Source organism: Pseudomonas sp. LS_2 (assembly GCF_042709235.1).
Lineage (GTDB): Bacteria > Pseudomonadota > Gammaproteobacteria > Pseudomonadales > Pseudomonadaceae > Aquipseudomonas.
Map to the genome: position 1 here is coordinate 93729 of NZ_JAVAYC010000008.1, position 18925 is coordinate 112653.

Consider the following 18925-nt stretch of genomic DNA (forward strand, 5'->3'; position numbering starts at 1 on the left):
CTACAGGTTCGGCGTCGCCCTGACCTACAGAATTCAAGGCAGGTAAGAAATGAGCGCTATCAACGTCTTCCAGCAAAACCCCGGCAGCGATGCCAAGGCCCAGTCGCCACTGCACCACGCCGACCTGGCCAGCCTGGTCGGCAAGGGCCGCAAGAACGCAGGCGTCACCCTGCGCGAAAAGAAACTCCTCGGCCACCTGACCATTCGTGGCAACGGCCATGACCAAGCCTTCGCCGGTGCCGTGCACAAGGCCCTGGGCCTGGAGCTGCCGGTGGCCTTGACCGTGGTGGCCAACGGCGAGATGTCGCTGCAATGGGTCGGCCCGGACGAGTGGCTGCTGATCGTGCCGGCGGGCCAGGAGTTCGCCACCGAGCAGAAGCTGCGCGACGCTCTCGACGGCCAGCACGTGCAGGTGGTCAACGTCAGCGGCGGGCAGACCCTGCTCGAGCTGCGCGGCCCGAATGTGCGCGAGGTGCTGATGAAATCCACCAGCTATGATGTACACCCGAACAACTTCCCGGTCGGCAAGGCTGTCGGCACCGTGTTCGCCAAGTCGCAACTGGTGATTCGCCGTACAGCCGAGGACACCTGGGAGCTGGTGATTCGCCGCAGCTTCTCCGACTACTGGTGGCTGTGGCTGCAGGATGCGTCGGCCGAGTACGGCCTGGCCATCGAGGCATAAGGAGCGCAGCACATGAGTCGGGCACCGGATACCTGGATTCTCACCGCCGACTGCCCGAGCATGCTCGGCACGGTCGATGTGGTCACGCGTCACCTCTACGAGCAGCGCTGCTACGTCACCGAGCACCATTCCTTCGATGACCGGCTGTCGGGGCGTTTCTTCATTCGCGTGGAGTTCCGCGCCCCCGATGGCTTCGATGAAGACGGCTTCCGTGCAGGCTTCGCCGAGCGCAGCGAAGCGTTCGGCATGGCCTTCGAGCTCACCGCGCCGAACCACCGCCCCAAGGTGGTGATCATGGTCAGCAAGGCCGACCACTGCCTGAACGACCTGCTCTATCGCCAGCGCATCGGCCAGCTGGCCATGGACGTGGTCGCGGTGGTGTCCAACCACCCCGACCTCGAACCGCTGGCCCATTGGCACAAGATCCCCTACTACCACTTCGCCCTGGACCCGAACGACAAGCCGGCCCAGGAGCGCAAGGTGCTGGATGTGATCGAACAGACCGGCGCTGAGCTGGTGATTCTCGCCCGCTACATGCAGGTGCTGTCGCCCGAGCTGTGCCGCAGGCTCGATGGCTGGGCGATCAACATCCACCACTCGCTGTTGCCGGGCTTCAAGGGCGCCAAGCCCTACCACCAGGCCTACAACAAGGGCGTGAAGATGGTCGGCGCCACCGCGCACTACATCAACAACGACCTGGACGAGGGGCCGATCATCGCCCAGGGCGTGGAGGTGGTGGACCACAGCCATTACCCCGAGGACTTGATCGCCAAGGGGCGCGATATCGAATGCCTGACCTTGGCGCGGGCGGTGGGGTATCACATCGAGCGGCGGGTGTTCTTGAACGCCAATCGTACTGTGGTGCTTTGACATTGGGGCTGCTTTGCAGCCCATCGCGACGCAAGGCCGCTCCCACAGATGTAGCGCATGTGACGCCTCTGTGGGAGCGGCCTTGTGTCGCGATGGGGCGCGAAGCGGCCCCGGGTTCTTGCGCCGCAAACAGACAACCCCCTGTCGCTTCCAGTCAGCGCACCTTCGGCCATCGCGCCCACAATTCCCTGCATTCCAGTAACACATGTCGCCCATGGACGGCGGCGCTTCAACCAACGCTGCATAAATACAAATCAAGCGAGGTAAGAGCATGTCTGGTAATCGTGGAGTGGTGTATCTCGGCGCTGGCAAGGTCGAAGTACAGAAGATCGACTACCCCAAGATGCAGGACCCGCGTGGCAGGAAGATCGAGCACGGGGTCATCCTCAAGGTGGTCTCCACCAACATCTGCGGCTCCGACCAGCACATGGTCCGCGGTCGCACCACTGCCCAGGTCGGCCTGGTACTTGGCCATGAAATCACCGGCGAAATCGTCGAACTGGGCCGCGACGTCGAGCGCCTGAAAATCGGCGACCTGGTGTCGGTACCGTTCAACGTCGCTTGCGGGCGCTGCCGTTCCTGCAAGGAAATGCACACCGGCGTGTGCCTGACCGTCAACCCGGCCCGCGCTGGCGGCGCCTATGGCTACGTCGACATGGGCGACTGGACCGGCGGCCAGGCCGAATACGTGCTGGTGCCGTACGCCGACTTCAACCTGCTGAAACTGCCCGACCGCGACAAGGCCATGGAAAAGATCCGTGACCTGACCTGCCTGTCGGACATTCTGCCCACTGGCTACCATGGCGCCGTGACTGCCGGCGTCGGCCCGGGCAGCACCGTGTACGTGGCAGGTGCAGGTCCCGTCGGCCTGGCCGCCGCGGCGTCGGCCCGCCTGCTGGGCGCTGCCTGTGTCATCGTCGGTGACTTGAACCCGCTGCGCTTGGCCCATGCCAAGTCCCAGGGCTTCGAGGTGGTCGACCTGTCCAAGGACACCCCGCTGCACGAGCAGATCGTCGACATTCTTGGCGAGCCAGAAGTGGACTGCGCCGTGGACGCCGTAGGTTTCGAAGCCCGTGGCCACGGCCACGAAGGTGCCAAGCACGAGGCTCCGGCCACTGTGCTGAACTCGCTGATGCAGGTGACCCGCGTTGCTGGCAGCATCGGTATCCCGGGGCTCTACGTGACCGAAGACCCTGGCGCGGTCGATGCCGCCGCGAAAATCGGCGCGCTGAGCATCCGCTTCGGCCTGGGCTGGGCGAAATCCCACAGCTTCCACACTGGCCAGACCCCGACCATGAAATACAACCGCCAGCTGATGCAGGCGATCATGTGGGACCGCATCAACATTGCCGAAGTGGTGGGGGTGCAGGTGATTAGCCTGGATCAAGCGCCGGAAGGGTATGGCGAGTTCGATGCGGGTGTGCCGAAGAAGTTTGTGATTGACCCGCACAAGACGTTCAGTGCGGCGTGAGTGTTGATGAAAGAGCCCCGGTCAGGGGCTCTTTTTTTCATCATCCTTCTGGCTGACAGCCAGCACCGAGCCTTTTTCGTCACTTGCCAGCAAGCTGCCACCGCCATCTGTAAAGCATTGCTCGGCTAGCGGCATATGGGCGTTACGAATGATAGAGCGTTTGCTATCACTATCATTGACCGTGACGAGGTTTCCGTTTTGATAGAAAAAATGTGTGACTTTATTTTGTGAGTTCATGAGTTCCTCCTGTTTTAATCACTGTCACTCTTTTAGTGCGGCCGTCGATTACTTCTTGGGCAATGCAGAAGCTTACTACTGAAAATTTTGGTAAATGATCTAGAGAGGCGAGGGGCTGCGCAGGTTTTGGATCCGTTGCGTTATGGCTGTTTGAGGTAGGGCTTTTGGTTCTAGGCGATAGTTTTGAAAGTAATCAAGTATTTTAGTTAGGTCGGAGGAGGTTGAGTAATGTTTAAACCAGAATTTACCTTCGGTCGCCCAGTGTTTCATCGTGATTTCCAGTCGATCTGCATGAGCACGTGTCACGCCTCGAAAGTGCTTTGATGTAACTTCTCCCCCCCATCCTCCTCGGCCAGATGCCCTCTTGAAAGATGCGTAAAGCCCTGCTCCACCAGGCGGTGTCGACGCGATGCGTAACGCATTTGTAGCCGACACTGCGTCACGCAAAGCGTCATTCCCAGGAAATGTGCTATTGAAGTATTCATCAAATTTTTTCGGTTTCATGTTCTGAGCCGCATGCGCAAGCCCTCCGACTCGCTCTGTCCAACTAAATGTCCCTTCTGTGAATTTTCCAAGTTTGGGTCTTGCTGGGCGGGAGTAAATTGATTTTAGGGACTGGAACGGTTTGGCGCTTGCCAGTTCTTTGGCCCAGATGGGTATTCTGAAGTTACCCGAAGGATCATGAAAATTAACGGGGTCATTCGATGAATAGGCGTAGCTGTTTACGCCGCCTACGCCAAACGGGCTCAGTGTGTCGGTCGAGCAAAAACGCATGAGTGAAGGGCTAAACATGCGCCTGCCATTTCCTAACCAGTAATTTTGGGTGAGGGCGTTGTAAAGCTCGCCGTTCAAAGCGATTGGAGATGACAGGTTCGATATTTGAGCACTGTACCCGTAGACGGTGTATGCAATAGGGACGGACTGGCCGTCAGGCATGACCCGCTGAACGATAGACTGAGCGAGATCGGTGGCCAGTAAAGATGAAGAATTTCTTCCCATGGGAGAGGTCACGTGATTTGAATGCTATCAAGTTTAATTTGATTCCATGTAATTCTACATCTGCCGACGTTTTAGCTGTTGTAGGTCTCAGGGAACTTAGTTTCGGGCGAGTAAGTAAATCGTTCAACTAGCAAATTTACCAGGTAGGCACTCGGTGAATCTGATCCACTTTGGCTTCTGTCAGTTAGCGCGAGTCGGGTGATAAGCCTTGCGCGTGAACAGCGATGACTGACCCGGAACAAAGCCTTCTGTGCCTAGTCAAATCCTCGTTTTCCGGCCATCCTGGCCCGTGAGGTACCACCCGATGAAAGCATCCACCCTTGCAACGCTGCTCACCCTGGCCGCCAGCCCGGCATTCGCCTTCAACTTAAGCGACGCTGCCAACGCCGTATCCGCCATGCAAGCGCCAACGCCGCAAGGCCAGGTACAAGCACCCGCCGCCCAGGCCAATCTGCTGCACACCTTGGGCAGCGAACTGAACATCACCCCCGAGCAGGCCGTGGGCGGGGCTGGGGCGATGCTGGGGTTGGCGCGCAACAACCTGAGCAGCGACGACTATGGCCAGTTGACCAAGGCTGTGCCGGGGCTGGACCTGTTGTCCGGGGCTAACGCACTAGGTGGGCTCAGTGGTTTGGGCAGCTTGCTGGGCAACAGCGGTGAAGGCCAGTCGGCCTTGAACAAGGCGCTGGGCAACGATGTGCAGAACCGCAGCGACCTGGACAGCGCCTTCAAGGCGCTGGGCATGGATACCGGCATGGTCGGCCAGTTCGCGCCGTTGATCCTTCAGTACCTGGGGCAGCAGGGTATCGCCGGTTCGTTGCTGCAGAACCTGGGCAGCCTGTGGAACAGCCCGGCGCCATTGGCCCAGCCCTCGGTCTGAGGCCTGGGCTGTGCTTAGCGCATCTCGGCGCGAAGTGCCTCGATGCGCTGGTCTTTCTCTTCCCACAACTGGTTCACCCAGGCCTGCACGGTCTGGCGAAACGCCGGGTCGTTTTCGTAGTCGCCTGTGCACAGGGCCGGGTCCAGCTCACGCACACGAATATCGATGATGACCCGGCTGATGCTGCCATTGAGCAAGTCCCAGAAGCCGGGCGCCTTGTTGCCGGGGTAAACGATGGTCACGTCCAGCAGTGCATCGAGCTGTTCGCCCAGTGCGCCCAGCACGAAGGCCACGCCGCCGGCCTTGGGCTTGAGCAAGTTGCGGTAGGGCGACTGCTGGGCCTGGCGCTTGGCTTCGGTAAAGCGTGTGCCTTCGAGGTAGTTGACCACGGTCACCGGCTGGCGCTTGAACAGCTCGCACGCCGCTTTGGTGATCTCCAGGTCCTTGCCCTTGAGCTCGGGGTGCTTCTCCAGGAAGGCCTTGCTGTAGCGCTTCATGAAGGGGTAATCCAGCGCCCACCAGGCCAGGCCCAGCAGCGGCACCCAGATCAGCTCTTTCTTGAGGAAGAACTTGAAGAACGGCACCTGGCGGTTCAGGGCCTCGATCAATGCGGGGATGTCGACCCAGCTCTGGTGGTTGCTCACGCACAGGTAGGAAGTGCTTTTGCGCAGGTTTTCGATGCCACGGATATCCCACTGGGTGGGAATGCACAGGGCGAAGATGGCTTTGTCGATTTCAGACCAGGTTTCGGCGCACCACATCACCGCTGCCGACGCATAGTCGCGGCCCCGGCCGGGCAGTACCAGCTTGAGCAGGGCGAAAACCAGCAGCGGGCCGATAATCACCAACGTGTTCAGCAACAGCAGCAGGGTAGTAAGAATGCCGGTCAGCAGGCGACGCATAAGGAGACTCTTGTTGTGTGAATTTTGCGGTTGGCAATGATAAGCAGGGCAGCGTCCTAAGCCAAACTTCCAGTGCCCAGCGGGCGGCACAAATGTTTCACATTGTGTTGGATAAGCTGTGACAACGAACCTATCCTGCCGACGCAGTCTAAGCACTGTCTCATCTCAAGGAATACTGCCCGTGAAACCTCTGCTCGCCCTCCTGTCGCTGCTGGCATTGCCGGCGATGGCCGCCGACCCGACGCTCTATGGCCGTTACGAGTACATCAAGCTGCCGGAGTTCGGCGAAACCCTGAAGGCCAAGATGGACACCGGGGCGTTGACCGCCTCGCTGTCGGCCAAGGACATCGAGACCTTCACCCGCGACGGCGAGGACTGGGTACGCTTCCGCCTGGCCACCAAGGATTCCGACGGCAAGGTCTATGAGCACAAGGTGGCGCGTATCAGCAAGATCAAGGCCCGAAGCGGCGATGACGATGAGGACGAGGAGCCGGCCGAGGCGGCGCGGCGCCCGGTGGTCGAACTGCAGCTGTGCTTGGGGGAGGTGAAGCGCACGGTGGAAGTGAACCTGACCGACCGCAGCAATTTCAACTACCCCTTGCTGATCGGCGCCAAGGCCCTGCGTGAATTCAAGGCCGCTGTAAACCCAGCACGGCGTTATACGGCGGACAAGCCTGACTGCTGATTGCCGGTGATGGCCTCCTTGCGGGCAAGCCCGCTCCCACAGGTCGTGTAGGAGCGGGCTTGCCCGCGAAGAGGGTAGGTCAGGCAACCGGGGCAGTAGCGACCATCGATGGCCGTTGGCTCACCTCGGCGTACCAGGCGGCCAGCCCTGGCTGCTGTTCGCGCCAGCCGAACTCGGGCTGGCGCAGGTCCAGGTAACTCAAGGCACAGGCCACGCCTATCGCCGCCAGATCGAAGGTCGAGGCGAGTTCGGCCAGGTGCTGTCGCTCCAGGTCTGCCAAGCTGCGGCGGATCTTCTGCGACTGCGCGTCCAGCCAGCCGCCCCAGCGTTTGTCTTCAGGGCGCAGGAAGCTTTCGTAGCGGCTGGAGACCGCTGCATCCAGAATCGCATCGGCCTGTGAAGCAAGGGTCATCCGACGCCAGCGCGCCGAGCCCTCACGGGGCAGCAGCGGGCTGCCGACGTGCTGGTGGTCGAGGTATTCGCAGATCACCCGGCTATCGTGCAGCACAGTACCGTCGTCCAGGCGCAGGGCCGGAAGCTTGCCGATCGGGTTGCTCTGGTTGAGCTGGTCATCGCCGCTTACCGGGCTGACATTCACGCTTTTCAGGGTCACGCGCTCGAGTTGACCGGTCTCGTGCAACACCACCATGACCTTGCGCACGAACGGCGACAGCGGCGAGTGGAACAGCGTCATCGTCGCCATGGCTCAGTTACCTTGCAGGCTCGGTGGCAGGCAGACACCGGTACCGCCGATGCCGCAGTAGCCTTCCGGGTTCTTGGCCAGGTATTGCTGGTGGTAGGCCTCGGCGAAGTAGACGGTAGGCGCCTGCTCGATCTCCGTGGTGATCTGGCCGAAACCGGCCTTGTCCAGTTCGCCCTGGAACACCTCGCGGCTGGCCTTGGCCTGCTCCAGCTGTTCCGGGCTGGTGCAGTAGATGGCCGAACGGTACTGGGTACCGATGTCGTTGCCCTGGCGCATGCCCTGGGTGGGGTTGTGCAGCTCCCAGAACATTGCCAGCAGCTCGCGGTAGCTGACCTTGTCCTTGTCGAACACCACCAGCACCACTTCGGTGTGGCCGGTCAGGCCCGAGCAGACTTCCTCGTAGGTGGGGTGCGGGGTGAAGCCGCCGGCATAGCCGACAACGGTGCTGACCACGCCTTCACGTTGCCAGAAGCGGCGCTCGGCGCCCCAGAAGCAACCCAGGCCGAAGATGGCGAAGTCGATGTTGCCCTCGAAGAATGGGCCGAGCAGCGGGGTGTCTTTGAACACGTAGTGGAATTCGGGCAGGGACATCGGGGTGTCGCGGCCAGGCAAGGCTTGTTCCGCGGTGGGCATCACGTTTTTGTTCACCAGGATTTCAGAACGCAGGACCATGGTGGTTCCTCTGTGTCTTTTCTGTGGGATAGGTTGTGGCCTTCTTCGCGGCGGTTCGGCGCCCCGACAAGCCCGCTCCTACAGTGGGCGCGAATCCTGTGGAAGCGGGTTTGCCCGCGAAGAGGCCGACGCTGTTGCCAATAGTGCCCGAGCTTCGTGCCGCTGTCAGTCAATTGGCCCGCGCGGGTAGCGCTTGAGCTTCTCGACCAGCTCGCGCCCGGGAATCGGCCTGTCGAACAGGTAGCCCTGGCCGACGTCGCAGCGATGCCTGCGCAGGAATGCCAGTTGCTCGGCGGTCTCGATGCCTTCGGCGACCACCTTGAGCTTGAGATTGTGGGCCATGGCCACCACCGCCGAGGTGATCTCCATGTCGTCCTGGTTGGCCGGGATCTCGCTGATGAAGCTGCGGTCGATCTTGATGATGTCGATGGGGAATTTTTTCAAGTAGCTCAACGACGAATAACCGGTGCCGAAGTCGTCCATGGCCAGGGTCAGCCCCAGGCGCTTGAGGTCGTCGAGCTGGCGCCGGGTGTCTTCGGTGGCTTCCAGCAGCAGGCCTTCGGTGAGCTCCAGCTCCAGCAGATGCGGGGGCAGCGCTTCTTCCTCGAGGATGGTGCCGATCGAGCTGACCAGCTCGGGGTCGGAGAACTGCTTGGGCGACAGGTTGATGGCCACATGCAGGTTGCCCATTCCGGCGTTGCGCAACTCGTTGCTCATGCGGCAGGACTGGCGTACCACCCACTTGCCGATGGGGATGATCAGCCCGGTTTCCTCGGCCACGCTGATGAACTGGTCGGGGCGGATCATGCCGCGCTCTGGGTGGTTCCAGCGCAGCAGCGCCTCCAGGCCCAGCAGGCGGCCGCTGCGCAGGCACAGCTTGGGCTGGTAGAACACTTCCAGTTCGTTCTGGGTCAGGGCGCGGCGCAGGTTGTTCTCGACGAACAGCTTGTAGCTGGCCTCGGCATTGAGCACCTCGGTGAACACCTGCACCTGGTGCTTGCCGTTGGCCTTGGCCTTGTGCAGGGCAAGGCCTGCGTTCTTCATCAGGGTAGCGGGGTCGCTGCCGTGCAGCGGCGCGCAGGCCAGGCCCACGGAGGCGGTGACGTTGATCAGCTGGTTGTCGACGAACATGGGTTTGTCGAGGGTGCGCAGCAACTGCTGGGCAACGCCCTGGCCGTCTTCCAGGCTGGTGTCGTCGAGCAGCACGGCGAACTCGTTGCTGGCGAAACGCGCCAGGCTGCCGCCGTCGCTCAAGCTGTTGCGCAGGCGGCGGGCCAGGCTGATCAGCAGTTTGTCGCCGGTCTGGTGGCCGAGGCTGTCGTTGATGCGCTTGAAGTTGTCGATGTCCACCAGCAGCAGGCAGATCGGGCTGTTGCCGTCGCGGGCGAAGCGCTCGTCGAGGCTGCGGATGAACGCGGGGCGGTTGCCCAGGCTGGTCAGGTTGTCGGTGTAGGCCAGGCGTTCGATGCGTTGCTGGGCCAGCTTGCTCTGGGTGATGTCTTCGTAGATGCCGATGTAGTGGGTCAACTCGCGGTTGTCGCCATACACCTTGGAGATCGACAGCTGGCCCCAGTAGGGCTCCAGGCTCTTGCGCCGGCTCTTGAACTCGCCTTGCCAACTATTGCCCATGGCCAGGCTCGAGGGTGAGTCGAAGAGGATCTGGTTGAGGTTCTCAAGCGCCGGAAGCTCGGCCAGGTGGCGGCCCTGCACCTCGTCGGTGCTGTACTGGGTGATCGCCGTGAAGCTTGGGTTGACGTACTCCACCACGCCATCGCGGTTCACCAGCAGGAAGGCGCTGGCGCTCTGCTCGACCGCCCGCTGGAACAGGTGCAGGGCGCTGGTGGCGGTGCGTCGGTTGTGGTTGGTGATGACCTGGGCGAACTGGTCGGCCAGCTCGCCGGCAAAGGCGATTTCGTCGGACTGCCAAGCCCTGGGCAGGCCGGTCTGCTCCAGGCACAGCACGCCCACCACCTGGCCATCGACGCGGATACTGGCGTCGAGCATGGCGTTGTCGTTGCTGTTGAAGAGCACTTCGGCCATTTCACGGGTGCGCGGGTCGTGGCTGGCGTTGTGGGCGTCGATGGCGCGGCTGGCGTGCAGGGCGTCGAGGTAATCGGGGAACTGGCTGGCGTCGATCGGCTCTGGCAGGCGGTAGGCTTGGGCGTTCTGGTCCCAGGCGCTGATCGGTTCCAGGCGCTGCTCGTTGAGATACCAGATACTGGCGCAGTCGAGCTTGTAGATCTCGCAGGCGCTGCGGGTGATCAGCTCGGCGGCTTCCAGCAGCGAGTTGCTGGCGCTGTAGCGCTGGCGTGCCAGGCGCAGGATCAGGTCCTGCTGGGCGTGTACCCGCTCGAGGTGTTCGAGTTGCTCCTGCTGGGCGCGCTGGTTCAGCTGCAGGGCCAGTTCCAGCCGGCTGTTGCGCGACTCCAGGTCATTGGTGTCCTGGTCGCTACCTTCGTCCTGCTGGTCGTCCAGCACGGTGAGGTAGCCGCGCAGCAGCTGACGGTTGTGCTGCTTGTAGGCTTCGCCGGTCTCCAGCAGGCGCAAGGTCCCGGTGGCGCAGTGCAAGGTGTAGCGCACCCGGTAATGGCCGCGCTGGGCCAGTTGGGCCTGGATCTGGTCATGCTGGCGGTAGCGCGCTTCGGGCTCCATGAGGCTGGCGTAGGGCGAGCCGATCAGGGCGCACAGCTCGCCTGCCGGCAGGCCGAATTGGCGATCGCAGCCAGGGTCGAGGTAAAGCATCGCCCAGCTGGCCTCGTTCAGCCGCTCGAAACGCAGCATGCCGAGCCGCGAGGGCACGGGTAGCTGCGTCACGACCTCGGCCGCCACACGGCTGACGGCATCGGGTTGGCTTTTCATCGAAGACTCGCTTGAACAGGGCAGTGGGCGCGGTTGCCACGTACAGGCGGTGGCGCGTTGAGCAAGGGTGCATCATGTCCCGAAGGCTGGCAAGCGGCCATGTAGGGAGCACCGTACAGATTGTCGGCTGATGCAAGAATATCTGAAGGTTTGCCGGGGCGTCGAAGCGCCGCGAGGGCCCCGCCGCGCATGGCACCGGCTATGCCGGAGTTCGCCGGCCAGGCAAAAAAAAGCCCCGCCAGAACGTGACGGGGTTGAGGTACGAGCGTGGCAGCTCGAAAAGGGTACTGCCCCTCCGGGGAGGGGCAGGGGGACGCTTTACAGCAGCATCGTGCGGATATCCGCCAGCACGTCGCCCAGGCGCTTGGTGAAGCGCGCGGCGGCGGCGCCGTTGATCACGCGGTGATCGTAGGACAGCGACAGCGGCAGCATCAGCTTCGGCTGGAAGGCCTTGCCGTCCCAGACCGGTTGCATGGTGGCCTTGGACACGCCGAGAATCGCTACTTCAGGCGCATTGACGATCGGCGTGAAGCCGGTGCCGCCAATGTGGCCGAGGCTCGAGATGGTGAAGCAGGCACCTTGCATGTCGTCGGCCGACAGCTTCTTGGTGCGCGCTTTTTCGGCCAGGGCCGCCGCTTCGCCAGCCAGTTGCAGCAGGCTCTTCTGGTCGACGTTCTTGATCACCGGCACCAGCAGACCGTCCGGGGTGTCCACGGCGAAGCCGATGTGCACGTACTTCTTGCGGATCACGGCCTTGCCGCTTGGCGCCAGGGAGCTGTTGAAGTCCGGCAGTTCCTTGAGCAGGAACGCGCAGGCCTTGAGCAGCAGCGGCAGCACGGTCAGCTTGACGCCAGCCTTCTCGGCGGCGGCTTTCTGCGAAACGCGGAAGGCTTCCAGCTCGGTGATGTCGGCGGAGTCGAACTGGGTCACGTGCGGCACGTTCAGCCAGCTGCGGTGCAGGTTGGCGGCGCCGACCTGCATCAGGCGGGTCATGGCCACTTCTTCCACTTCGCCGAACTTGCTGAAGTCGACGGTCGGAATCGGCGGGATGCCCGCGCCACCGGTTGCGCCGGCGGCTGGAGCTTCCTTGGCCTTTTGCATCATGGCCTTGACGTAGGCCTGCACGTCTTCCTTGAGGATGCGACCGTGCGGGCCAGTGGCCGCGACCGCGCCCAGGTCGACACCGAATTCGCGGGCCAGCTGGCGAACAGCCGGGCCTGCGTGGACCTTGGCATTGCTGCCAGCGGCCGGAGCGGTGGCAGCCGGTGCAGGTGCAGCAGCCGGGGCGGCAGCGGCAGGTGCGGCGGCCGGAGCTGCCTCAGCCTTGGCCGGGGCAGCAGCAGCGGCAGGTGCAGGCGCGGCAGCAGGTGCAGCGCCTGCGACTTTCAGCTTGAAGATCAGGTCGCCAGTGCCGACTTCGTCTTCCAGCTTGCACAGTACTTCCTCGACCACGCCAGCAGCAGGCGAGGGGATCTCCATGGAGGCCTTGTCGGACTCCAGGGTGATCAGCGACTGGTCGGCTTCGACGGTATCGCCGACCTTGACCAGCACTTCGATGATCTTGGCCTTGCCCGACGAGCCGATGTCCGGCACGTGGATGTCCTGCACGCTGGCTGCAGCCGGGGCGGCGGCCGGTGCTGGCGCGGCTTCGGCCGGCTTTTCGGCGGCGGCAGGTGCGGCAGCCGGGGCAGCCGCGGCCGGAGCCTCGGGCGCCGCAGCAGCGGCACCCTCGGCTTCCAGGACCAGCAGCTCGTCGCCTTCTTTCAGACGGTCGCCCAGCTTGACCTTCAGTTCCTTGATGACGCCGGCCTTGGGGGCCGGGATCTCCATGGAGGCCTTGTCGGACTCCAGTGTCAGCAGGCTCTGGTCAGCCTCGATACGGTCACCGACCTTGACGAACAGCTCGATGATTTCACCTTCACCGCTGCCGATGTCAGGTACGCGAATGAGTTCGCTCACTTAAAAATACTCCTCAGCAGTCCAGTGGGTTGCGCTTGTCCGGGTCGATACCGAACTTGACGATAGCGTCTGCCACAACCTTGGGTTCGATCTCGCCGCGGTCGGCCAGGGCTTCCAGCGCAGCCAGTACCACGAAGTGGCGGTCGACTTCGAAGAAGTGACGCAGCTTCTTGCGGCTGTCGCTGCGGCCGTAGCCGTCGGTACCCAGGACCTTGAACTCTTTGCTCGGCACCCACTGGCGAATCTGCTCGGCGAACAGCTTCATGTAGTCGGTGGAGGCGATGACCGGGCCTTTGCGACCGTTCAGGCACTGCTCGACGTAGGTCTGCTGTGGCTTCTGGCCAGGCTTGAGGCGGTTGGCGCGTTCCACGGCCAGGCCGTCGCGACGCAGTTCGTTGAAGCTGGTGACGCTCCACACGTCGGCGCCGATGTTGTACTCGTCACGCAGGATCTTCGCCGCTTCGCGGACTTCGCGCAGGATGGTGCCGGAGCCCATCAGCTGTACGTGGTGCGCGGCTTCGCGGGTGTCTTCTTCCAGCAGGTACATGCCCTTGATGATGCCTTCCTCGACACCGGCCGGCATGGCTGGCTGCTGGTAGGACTCGTTCATCACGGTGATGTAGTAGAAGATGTCCTGTTGCTCTTCGGTCATCTTCTTCATGCCGTCCTGGATGATCACCGCCAGCTCGTAGCCGTAGGTGGGGTCATAGGTGCGGCAGTTCGGGATGGTGCCCGCCATCATGTGGCTGTGGCCGTCTTCGTGCTGCAGGCCTTCACCGTTGAGGGTGGTACGGCCGGCGGTACCGCCGATCAGGAAGCCACGGGTGCGGCTGTCGCCAGCGGCCCATGCCAGGTCGCCGATACGCTGGAAGCCGAACATCGAGTAGAAGATGTAGAACGGCAGCATCGGCTGGTTGTGGCAGCTGTACGAGGTACCGGCAGCGATGAACGACGACATGGCGCCGGCTTCGTTGATGCCTTCCTCGAGGATCTGGCCCTTCTTGTCCTCGCGGTAGAACATCACCTGGTCTTTATCGACGGGCTCGTAGAGCTGGCCGACCGACGAGTAGATGCCCAGCTGGCGGAACATGCCTTCCATACCGAAGGTACGGGCTTCGTCCGGGATGATCGGAACGATGCGCTGGCCGATTTCCTTGTCCTTGACCAGCTGCGCCAGGATGCGCACGAAGGCCATGGTGGTGGAGATTTCACGGTCGCCCGAGCCATCCAGGATCGCCTTCAGGGTCTCCAGCGGCGGGGTCGGCACGCTGAAGCTCTTGGCGCGGCGCTGCGGCACGAAGCCACCCAGGGCGGCGCGGCGCTCGGCCAGGTACTTGGCTTCGGCGGAGCCTTCTTCAGGCTTGAAGAACGGCAGGTTTTCCAGGTCGGCATCCTTGACCGGGATGTCGAAGCGGTCGCGGAAGTGACGCAGGCTGTCGACGTCGACCTTCTTGGTGTTGTGCGCGGTGTTCTTGGCTTCGCCGGCACCGGTGCCATAACCCTTGATGGTCTTGGCCAGGATGACGGTCGGCTGTTCTTTGTGGTTCACCGCCTGGTGGTAGGCCGCGTAGACCTTGTACGGGTCGTGGCCACCGCGGTTGAGCTTCCAGATCTCGTCATCGGACAGGTCTTCGACCATGGCCTTGAGCTCTGGGGTGTTGAAGAAGTTCTCACGGACGTACGCGCCGTCCTTGGCCTTGTAGTTCTGGTACTCGCCGTCGATGACTTCGTCCATGCGGCGCTGCAGGGCGCCGTTGGTGTCCTTGGCCAGCAGTGGGTCCCAGAAACGGCCCCAGACGACTTTGTTGACGTTCCAGCCGCCGCCACGGAACACGCCTTCGAGTTCCTGGATGATCTTGCCGTTGCCGCGAACCGGGCCGTCGAGGCGCTGCAGGTTGCAGTTGATGACAAAGATCAGGTTGTCCAGCTTCTCGCGGCCAGCCAGGGCGATGGCACCCAGGGATTCCGGCTCGTCGCACTCGCCGTCGCCCATGAAGCACCAGACTTTCTGCTTGCCGGCCGGGATGAAGCCACGGGCTTCCAGGTACTTCATGAAGCGTGCCTGGTAGATCGCCTGGATCGGGCCAAGGCCCATCGAGACGGTCGGGAACTGCCAGAAGTCAGGCATCAGCCATGGGTGTGGGTACGAAGACAGGCCGTTGCCATCGACTTCCTGGCGGAAGTTGGTCATCTGCTCTTCGCTGATGCGGCCTTCCATGAAGGCGCGGGCGTAGACGCCTGGCGATGCGTGGCCCTGGAAGAAGATCAGGTCGCCGCCGTGTTCTTCGGTCGGGGCCTGGAAGAAGTAGTTGAAGCCGATGTCGTACAGGGTAGCGCTGGAGGCGAAGCTCGAAATGTGTCCGCCCAGGTCCGAGTCTTGCAGGTTGGTACGCATGACCATGGCCAGGGCGTTCCAACGCACCATCGAGCGGATGCGGCGTTCCATGAACAGGTCGCCAGGCATGCGTGCTTCGTGGGTGACAGGGATGGTGTTGCGGTATGGCGTGGTGATGGCATATGGCAGCTGCGAACCACTACGGGTGGCCAGCTCGCCCATGCGGGTCATCAGGTAATGAGCGCGGTCTTCGCCTTCTTTGTCGAGGACCGACTCCAGGGCATCCAGCCATTCCTGGGTTTCGATGGGATCGAGGTCTTGCATGGCTTGCTCCAGGGCGGAAAGGCAACCAGAATCGGAAGCCTGAGTTTGCGACTGGCCTTTTGGGCAGACGTCGTGAATTCTTGGATTAGCCGGACAGTCATCCGGCGCCGTGTAGTTTTACTACAAATGGTTCGGCATTTCATGCTTTTGCGCTAAAGGGGTAGTAGTAAAACTACAGGAAAAGCGCTTTTGGCAGCCTTTCAGGTTGTGGAGAAAAACGTTCCTGTGGGTTGGTAGTGTGCTTGCTTTGGGTGAACCTTGATGTTTCTTGCCAATGATTCACATTTTTCAGCTATTTCCAACTTTTGTATGACAGTCCAACCGTGGTCCGGCTCTCTCGCGGCCGCTCATCCCCCTCTTCTACACGCCGATCAAGGATAGACCATGCGCCTGCCTTTGCCGCTCGATCTGCCCGCTGCCCTGCAGCCACTGGTCGCCCGCAACCGCCAATTCTTCGCTGAAGCCCTGGCCCACCACCCAGGCCTGGACTTCGCGACCTGGAGCGCGGCGCACCAATTGCAATTCGACCAGGTGGCCGCGGCCAGCGACTTCGTACAGGCGCTGGCCCTGCGTGAGCCGGCGACGCTGTTCGACCTGCTCGCCAGCGGCGAAATGGACCAGGCTTACACCCCCGGCCAGTTGCGGGCTCGGGTCAAGGCCGCAGCGGATGCTGCGCAGACCGAGGATGACCTGGCGCGCAACCTGCGCCGCGAACGCAACCGCCAGCAGGCGCGCATCATCTGGCGCGACATCACTCGCCAGGCGGCGCTGGGCGAAACCTGCCGCGACCTCTCGGAACTGGCCGACGCCTCCATCGACGAAGCCTATCAATGGCTGTACCCGCGCCATTGCCAGCAATTCGGCACTCCGATCGGCAACCGCAGCGGCCAGCCCCAGCACATGGTGGTGCTGGGCATGGGCAAGCTTGGCGCGGTGGAGCTCAACCTGTCGTCGGACATCGACCTGATCTTCGGCTTCCCCGAGGGCGGCGAAACCGAGGGCGTGAAGCGCTCACTGGAAAACCAGGAGTTCTTCACCCGCCTGGGCCAGCGCCTGATAAAGGCACTGGACCCGGTGACCGTCGATGGCTTCGTGTTCCGCGTCGACATGCGGCTGCGCCCCTACGGCTCGGCCGGCGCGCTGGTGCTGTCGTTCAACGCGCTGGAGCAGTATTACCAGGACCAGGGCCGCGACTGGGAGCGCTACGCGATGATCAAGGCGCGGGTAGTGGCCGGTGACCAGGTGGCCGGGGCGCAGTTGCTGGAGATGCTGCGACCGTTCGTCTACCGCCGCTACCTGGACTTCTCGGCCATCGAGGCGCTGCGCACCATGAAGCAGCTGATCCAGCAGGAAGTGCGGCGCAAGGGTATGGCCGAGAACATCAAGCTGGGCGCGGGCGGTATTCGCGAGGTGGAGTTCATCGCCCAGGCCTTCCAGCTGATTCACGGCGGGCGCGACCTGAGTTTGCAGCAGCGGCCGTTGCTCAAGGTGCTGGCCACCCTGGAAGGCCAGGGCTACCTGCCGCCAGCGGTGGTCGGCGAGCTTCGCGAAGGCTACGAATTCCTGCGCTACACCGAGCACGCCATCCAGGCCATCGGCGACCGACAGACCCAGATGCTGCCGCACGACGAACAGGACCGGGCGCGGGTCGCCTATATTCTTGGCTTTGCCGATTGGCAGCACTTTCACGACCAGCTGGTGCACTGGCGCGGCCGGGTCGACTGGCACTTCCGCCAGGTGATCGCCGACCCGGATGACGAAGACGGCGAGGGTGAACTGGTGGTCGGCGGCGAGTGGTCGCCGCTGTGGGAGCAGGCCCAGGATGAAGAAGCCGCCAGCCGCCAGCTCCAGGAAGCCGGCTTCAAGCAGCCCGCAGAAGCCCTGCGGCGCCTGGCCTCGCTGCGCACAAGCGCGGCGCTGCGTGCGATCCAGCGCATTGGCCGGGAGCGCCTGGATGCCTTCATTCCACGCCTGTTGGCCCAGACCGTCGAGCATGACAACCCCGACCTGGTGCTGGAGCGCGTGTTGCCATTGGTCGAGGCAGTGGCGCGGCGTTCGGCCTACCTGGTGCTGCTCACCGAGAACCCCGGCGCGCTGCGCCGCCTGTTGACCTTGTGTGCGGCCAGCCCATGGATCGCCGAACAGATCGCCCGTTACCCGCTGCTGCTCGACGAGCTGCTCAACGAAGGGCGCTTGTTCAGCCCGCCCCTGGCGCCGGAGCTGGCGGCAGAGCTGCGCGAGCGCCTGACACGCATTCCCGAGGATGACCTGGAGCAGCAGATGGAGGCCCTGCGGCACTTCAAGCTGGCCCACAGCCTGCGCGTGGCCGCCTCGGAAATCAGCGGCAACCTGCCGTTGATGAAAGTCAGCGACTACCTGACCTGGCTCGCCGAAGCCATCCTCGACCAGGTGCTGGCCCTGGCCTGGCGCCAGACCGTTGCCCGCCATGGCCAGCCACAGCACCGCAATGGCGGGCTGTGCGACCCCGGCTTCATCATCGTCGGCTACGGCAAGGTGGGCGGCCTCGAGCTGGGTCATGGTTCGGACCTCGACCTGGTGTTCATCCACGATGGCGACCTGCATGCCGAAACCGATGGCGCCAAGCCGATCGACAGCGCGCAGTTCTTCACTCGCCTGGGCCAGCGCATCATTCACCTGCTGACCACCCAGACCCAGTCCGGGCAGCTCTACGACGTGGACATGCGTCTGCGACCCTCCGGCGCTTCGGGGCTGCTGGTCAGTTCGGTCGGCGCCTTCGAGCGCTACCAGCAGAACGAAGCCTGGACCTGGGAGCACCAGGCCCTGGTGCGTGCCCGCGTGCTGGTGGGCTGCAGGGAGGTGGCGGCGGCGTTCGAGGGTGTGCGTGCCCGGGTGCTCGGGCAGGCCCGCGACCTTGACAAGCTGCGCGCCGAGGTAAGCGACATGCGTGCCAAGATGCGCGACAACCTGGGCAGCAAACGCACCGGCGCAGGCACCGCCGACAACGCCTTCGAGGCCGGCCAGCCGTTCGATATCAAGCAGGATGCCGGTGGTATCGTCGATATCGAATTTATGGTGCAATACGCCGCTTTGGCTTGGTCCCACGACCATCCGGCCCTGCTGCGCTGGACCGACAACATCCGCATCCTCGAAGAGCTCGAACAGGCAGGCCTGATGCCCGCCGCAGACGCCGTGCTGCTGCGTGAGGTATACAAGGCGTTCCGTTCGGCCTCGCACCGCCAGGCGCTACAGAAGCAGGCCGGGGTCATCGATGCCGGGCAGTTCGTGGATGAGCGTCGGCAGGTGCGGCGGATCTGGGGGCAGCTCGGCCTGACCTGAGAACACCACCTACAGGGTCGGTGATACAC

At 62.9% G+C, this 18925-nt stretch carries 14 protein-coding genes; 6 read left to right on the forward strand and 8 right to left on the reverse strand.

Going from position 1 to position 18925, the window contains the following annotated elements:
- Positions 1 to 49: 49 nt before the first annotated feature.
- The 3 genes from RAC97_RS09760 to fdhA all read left to right on the forward strand — a co-directional run bounded on the left by RAC97_RS09760 (position 50) and on the right by fdhA (position 3023).
- Positions 50 to 682: a sarcosine oxidase subunit gamma gene (locus RAC97_RS09760; RefSeq protein ID WP_379671478.1), complete on the forward strand. Its 633-nt coding sequence runs from the start codon at positions 50 to 52 to the stop codon at positions 680 to 682.
- Between the two features lie 12 nt (positions 683 to 694).
- A complete protein-coding gene (gene purU, locus RAC97_RS09765; RefSeq protein ID WP_379671479.1) occupies positions 695 to 1552 on the forward strand; it encodes a formyltetrahydrofolate deformylase in 858 nt (285 codons plus the stop codon).
- Positions 1553 to 1823: 271 nt separating this feature from the next.
- Entirely contained in the window at positions 1824 to 3023 is a 1200-nt protein-coding gene (fdhA, locus tag RAC97_RS09770; RefSeq protein ID WP_379671480.1) for a formaldehyde dehydrogenase, glutathione-independent, read from the forward strand.
- A gap of 21 nt (positions 3024 to 3044) precedes the next feature.
- Here the strand turns inward: fdhA and RAC97_RS09775 are convergent, their stop codons facing one another.
- A complete protein-coding gene (locus RAC97_RS09775; protein ID WP_379671481.1) occupies positions 3045 to 3260 on the reverse strand; it encodes a hypothetical protein in 216 nt (71 codons plus the stop codon).
- Between the two features lie 99 nt (positions 3261 to 3359).
- Complete coding sequence (locus RAC97_RS09780) at positions 3360 to 4259, reverse strand: RHS repeat-associated core domain-containing protein (protein WP_379671482.1); 900 nt, start codon at positions 4257 to 4259, stop codon at positions 3360 to 3362.
- A 304-nt stretch (positions 4260 to 4563) separates the two neighbouring features.
- Here RAC97_RS09780 and RAC97_RS09785 point away from each other — a divergent pair, with 304 nt between their 5' ends.
- A complete protein-coding gene (locus RAC97_RS09785) occupies positions 4564 to 5139 on the forward strand; it encodes a DUF2780 domain-containing protein (protein ID WP_379671483.1) in 576 nt (191 codons plus the stop codon).
- A 14-nt stretch (positions 5140 to 5153) separates the two neighbouring features.
- Here RAC97_RS09785 and RAC97_RS09790 read toward each other — a convergent pair whose 3' ends face one another.
- Positions 5154 to 6041: an acyltransferase gene (locus RAC97_RS09790; RefSeq protein WP_375099533.1), complete on the reverse strand. Its 888-nt coding sequence runs from the start codon at positions 6039 to 6041 to the stop codon at positions 5154 to 5156.
- Positions 6042 to 6222: 181 nt separating this feature from the next.
- Here RAC97_RS09790 and RAC97_RS09795 point away from each other — a divergent pair, with 181 nt between their 5' ends.
- The gene (locus RAC97_RS09795; RefSeq protein ID WP_375099534.1) at positions 6223 to 6726 is read left to right on the forward strand and encodes an ATP-dependent zinc protease; all 504 of its coding nucleotides are present in this window, start codon (positions 6223 to 6225) and stop codon (positions 6724 to 6726) included.
- 79 nt (positions 6727 to 6805) lie between these two features.
- Here the strand turns inward: RAC97_RS09795 and RAC97_RS09800 are convergent, their stop codons facing one another.
- From RAC97_RS09800 to aceE, 5 genes are all read right to left on the reverse strand, one after another.
- On the reverse strand, positions 6806 to 7429 hold the full coding sequence (locus RAC97_RS09800; protein ID WP_375099535.1) for a glutathione S-transferase: 624 nt from the start codon (positions 7427 to 7429) through the stop codon (positions 6806 to 6808).
- A gap of 3 nt (positions 7430 to 7432) precedes the next feature.
- On the reverse strand, positions 7433 to 8101 hold the full coding sequence (gene msrA, locus RAC97_RS09805) for a peptide-methionine (S)-S-oxide reductase MsrA (protein ID WP_375099536.1): 669 nt from the start codon (positions 8099 to 8101) through the stop codon (positions 7433 to 7435).
- 165 nt (positions 8102 to 8266) lie between these two features.
- On the reverse strand, positions 8267 to 10960 hold the full coding sequence (locus RAC97_RS09810) for a putative bifunctional diguanylate cyclase/phosphodiesterase (RefSeq protein WP_375099537.1): 2694 nt from the start codon (positions 10958 to 10960) through the stop codon (positions 8267 to 8269).
- A gap of 318 nt (positions 10961 to 11278) precedes the next feature.
- Positions 11279 to 12919 (reverse strand): dihydrolipoyllysine-residue acetyltransferase, encoded by a 1641-nt coding sequence (gene aceF, locus RAC97_RS09815; protein WP_375099538.1) that lies wholly within the window; start codon positions 12917 to 12919, stop codon positions 11279 to 11281.
- Positions 12920 to 12932: 13 nt separating this feature from the next.
- The gene (gene aceE, locus RAC97_RS09820) at positions 12933 to 15578 is read right to left on the reverse strand and encodes a pyruvate dehydrogenase (acetyl-transferring), homodimeric type (RefSeq protein ID WP_375099539.1); all 2646 of its coding nucleotides are present in this window, start codon (positions 15576 to 15578) and stop codon (positions 12933 to 12935) included.
- Between the two features lie 384 nt (positions 15579 to 15962).
- Here aceE and glnE point away from each other — a divergent pair, with 384 nt between their 5' ends.
- Entirely contained in the window at positions 15963 to 18896 is a 2934-nt protein-coding gene (glnE, locus tag RAC97_RS09825) for a bifunctional [glutamate--ammonia ligase]-adenylyl-L-tyrosine phosphorylase/[glutamate--ammonia-ligase] adenylyltransferase (RefSeq protein WP_375099540.1), read from the forward strand.
- Positions 18897 to 18925: the final 29 nt, after the last annotated feature.

Coding starts and splice junctions, on each gene's coding strand:
- RAC97_RS09785 (WP_379671483.1), top strand. CDS start 4,564: ATGAAAGCATCCACCCTTGCAACGCTGCTCACCCTGGCCGCCAGCCCG.
- RAC97_RS09800 (WP_375099535.1), bottom strand. CDS start 7,429: ATGGCGACGATGACGCTGTTCCACTCGCCGCTGTCGCCGTTCGTGCGC.
- RAC97_RS09790 (WP_375099533.1), bottom strand. CDS start 6,041: ATGCGTCGCCTGCTGACCGGCATTCTTACTACCCTGCTGCTGTTGCTG.
- RAC97_RS09775 (WP_379671481.1), bottom strand. CDS start 3,260: ATGAACTCACAAAATAAAGTCACACATTTTTTCTATCAAAACGGAAAC.
- fdhA (WP_379671480.1), top strand. CDS start 1,824: ATGTCTGGTAATCGTGGAGTGGTGTATCTCGGCGCTGGCAAGGTCGAA.
- msrA (WP_375099536.1), bottom strand. CDS start 8,101: ATGGTCCTGCGTTCTGAAATCCTGGTGAACAAAAACGTGATGCCCACC.
- RAC97_RS09760 (WP_379671478.1), top strand. CDS start 50: ATGAGCGCTATCAACGTCTTCCAGCAAAACCCCGGCAGCGATGCCAAG.
- RAC97_RS09780 (WP_379671482.1), bottom strand. CDS start 4,259: ATGGGAAGAAATTCTTCATCTTTACTGGCCACCGATCTCGCTCAGTCT.
- glnE (WP_375099540.1), top strand. CDS start 15,963: ATGCGCCTGCCTTTGCCGCTCGATCTGCCCGCTGCCCTGCAGCCACTG.
- purU (WP_379671479.1), top strand. CDS start 695: ATGAGTCGGGCACCGGATACCTGGATTCTCACCGCCGACTGCCCGAGC.
- RAC97_RS09810 (WP_375099537.1), bottom strand. CDS start 10,960: ATGAAAAGCCAACCCGATGCCGTCAGCCGTGTGGCGGCCGAGGTCGTG.
- aceE (WP_375099539.1), bottom strand. CDS start 15,578: ATGCAAGACCTCGATCCCATCGAAACCCAGGAATGGCTGGATGCCCTG.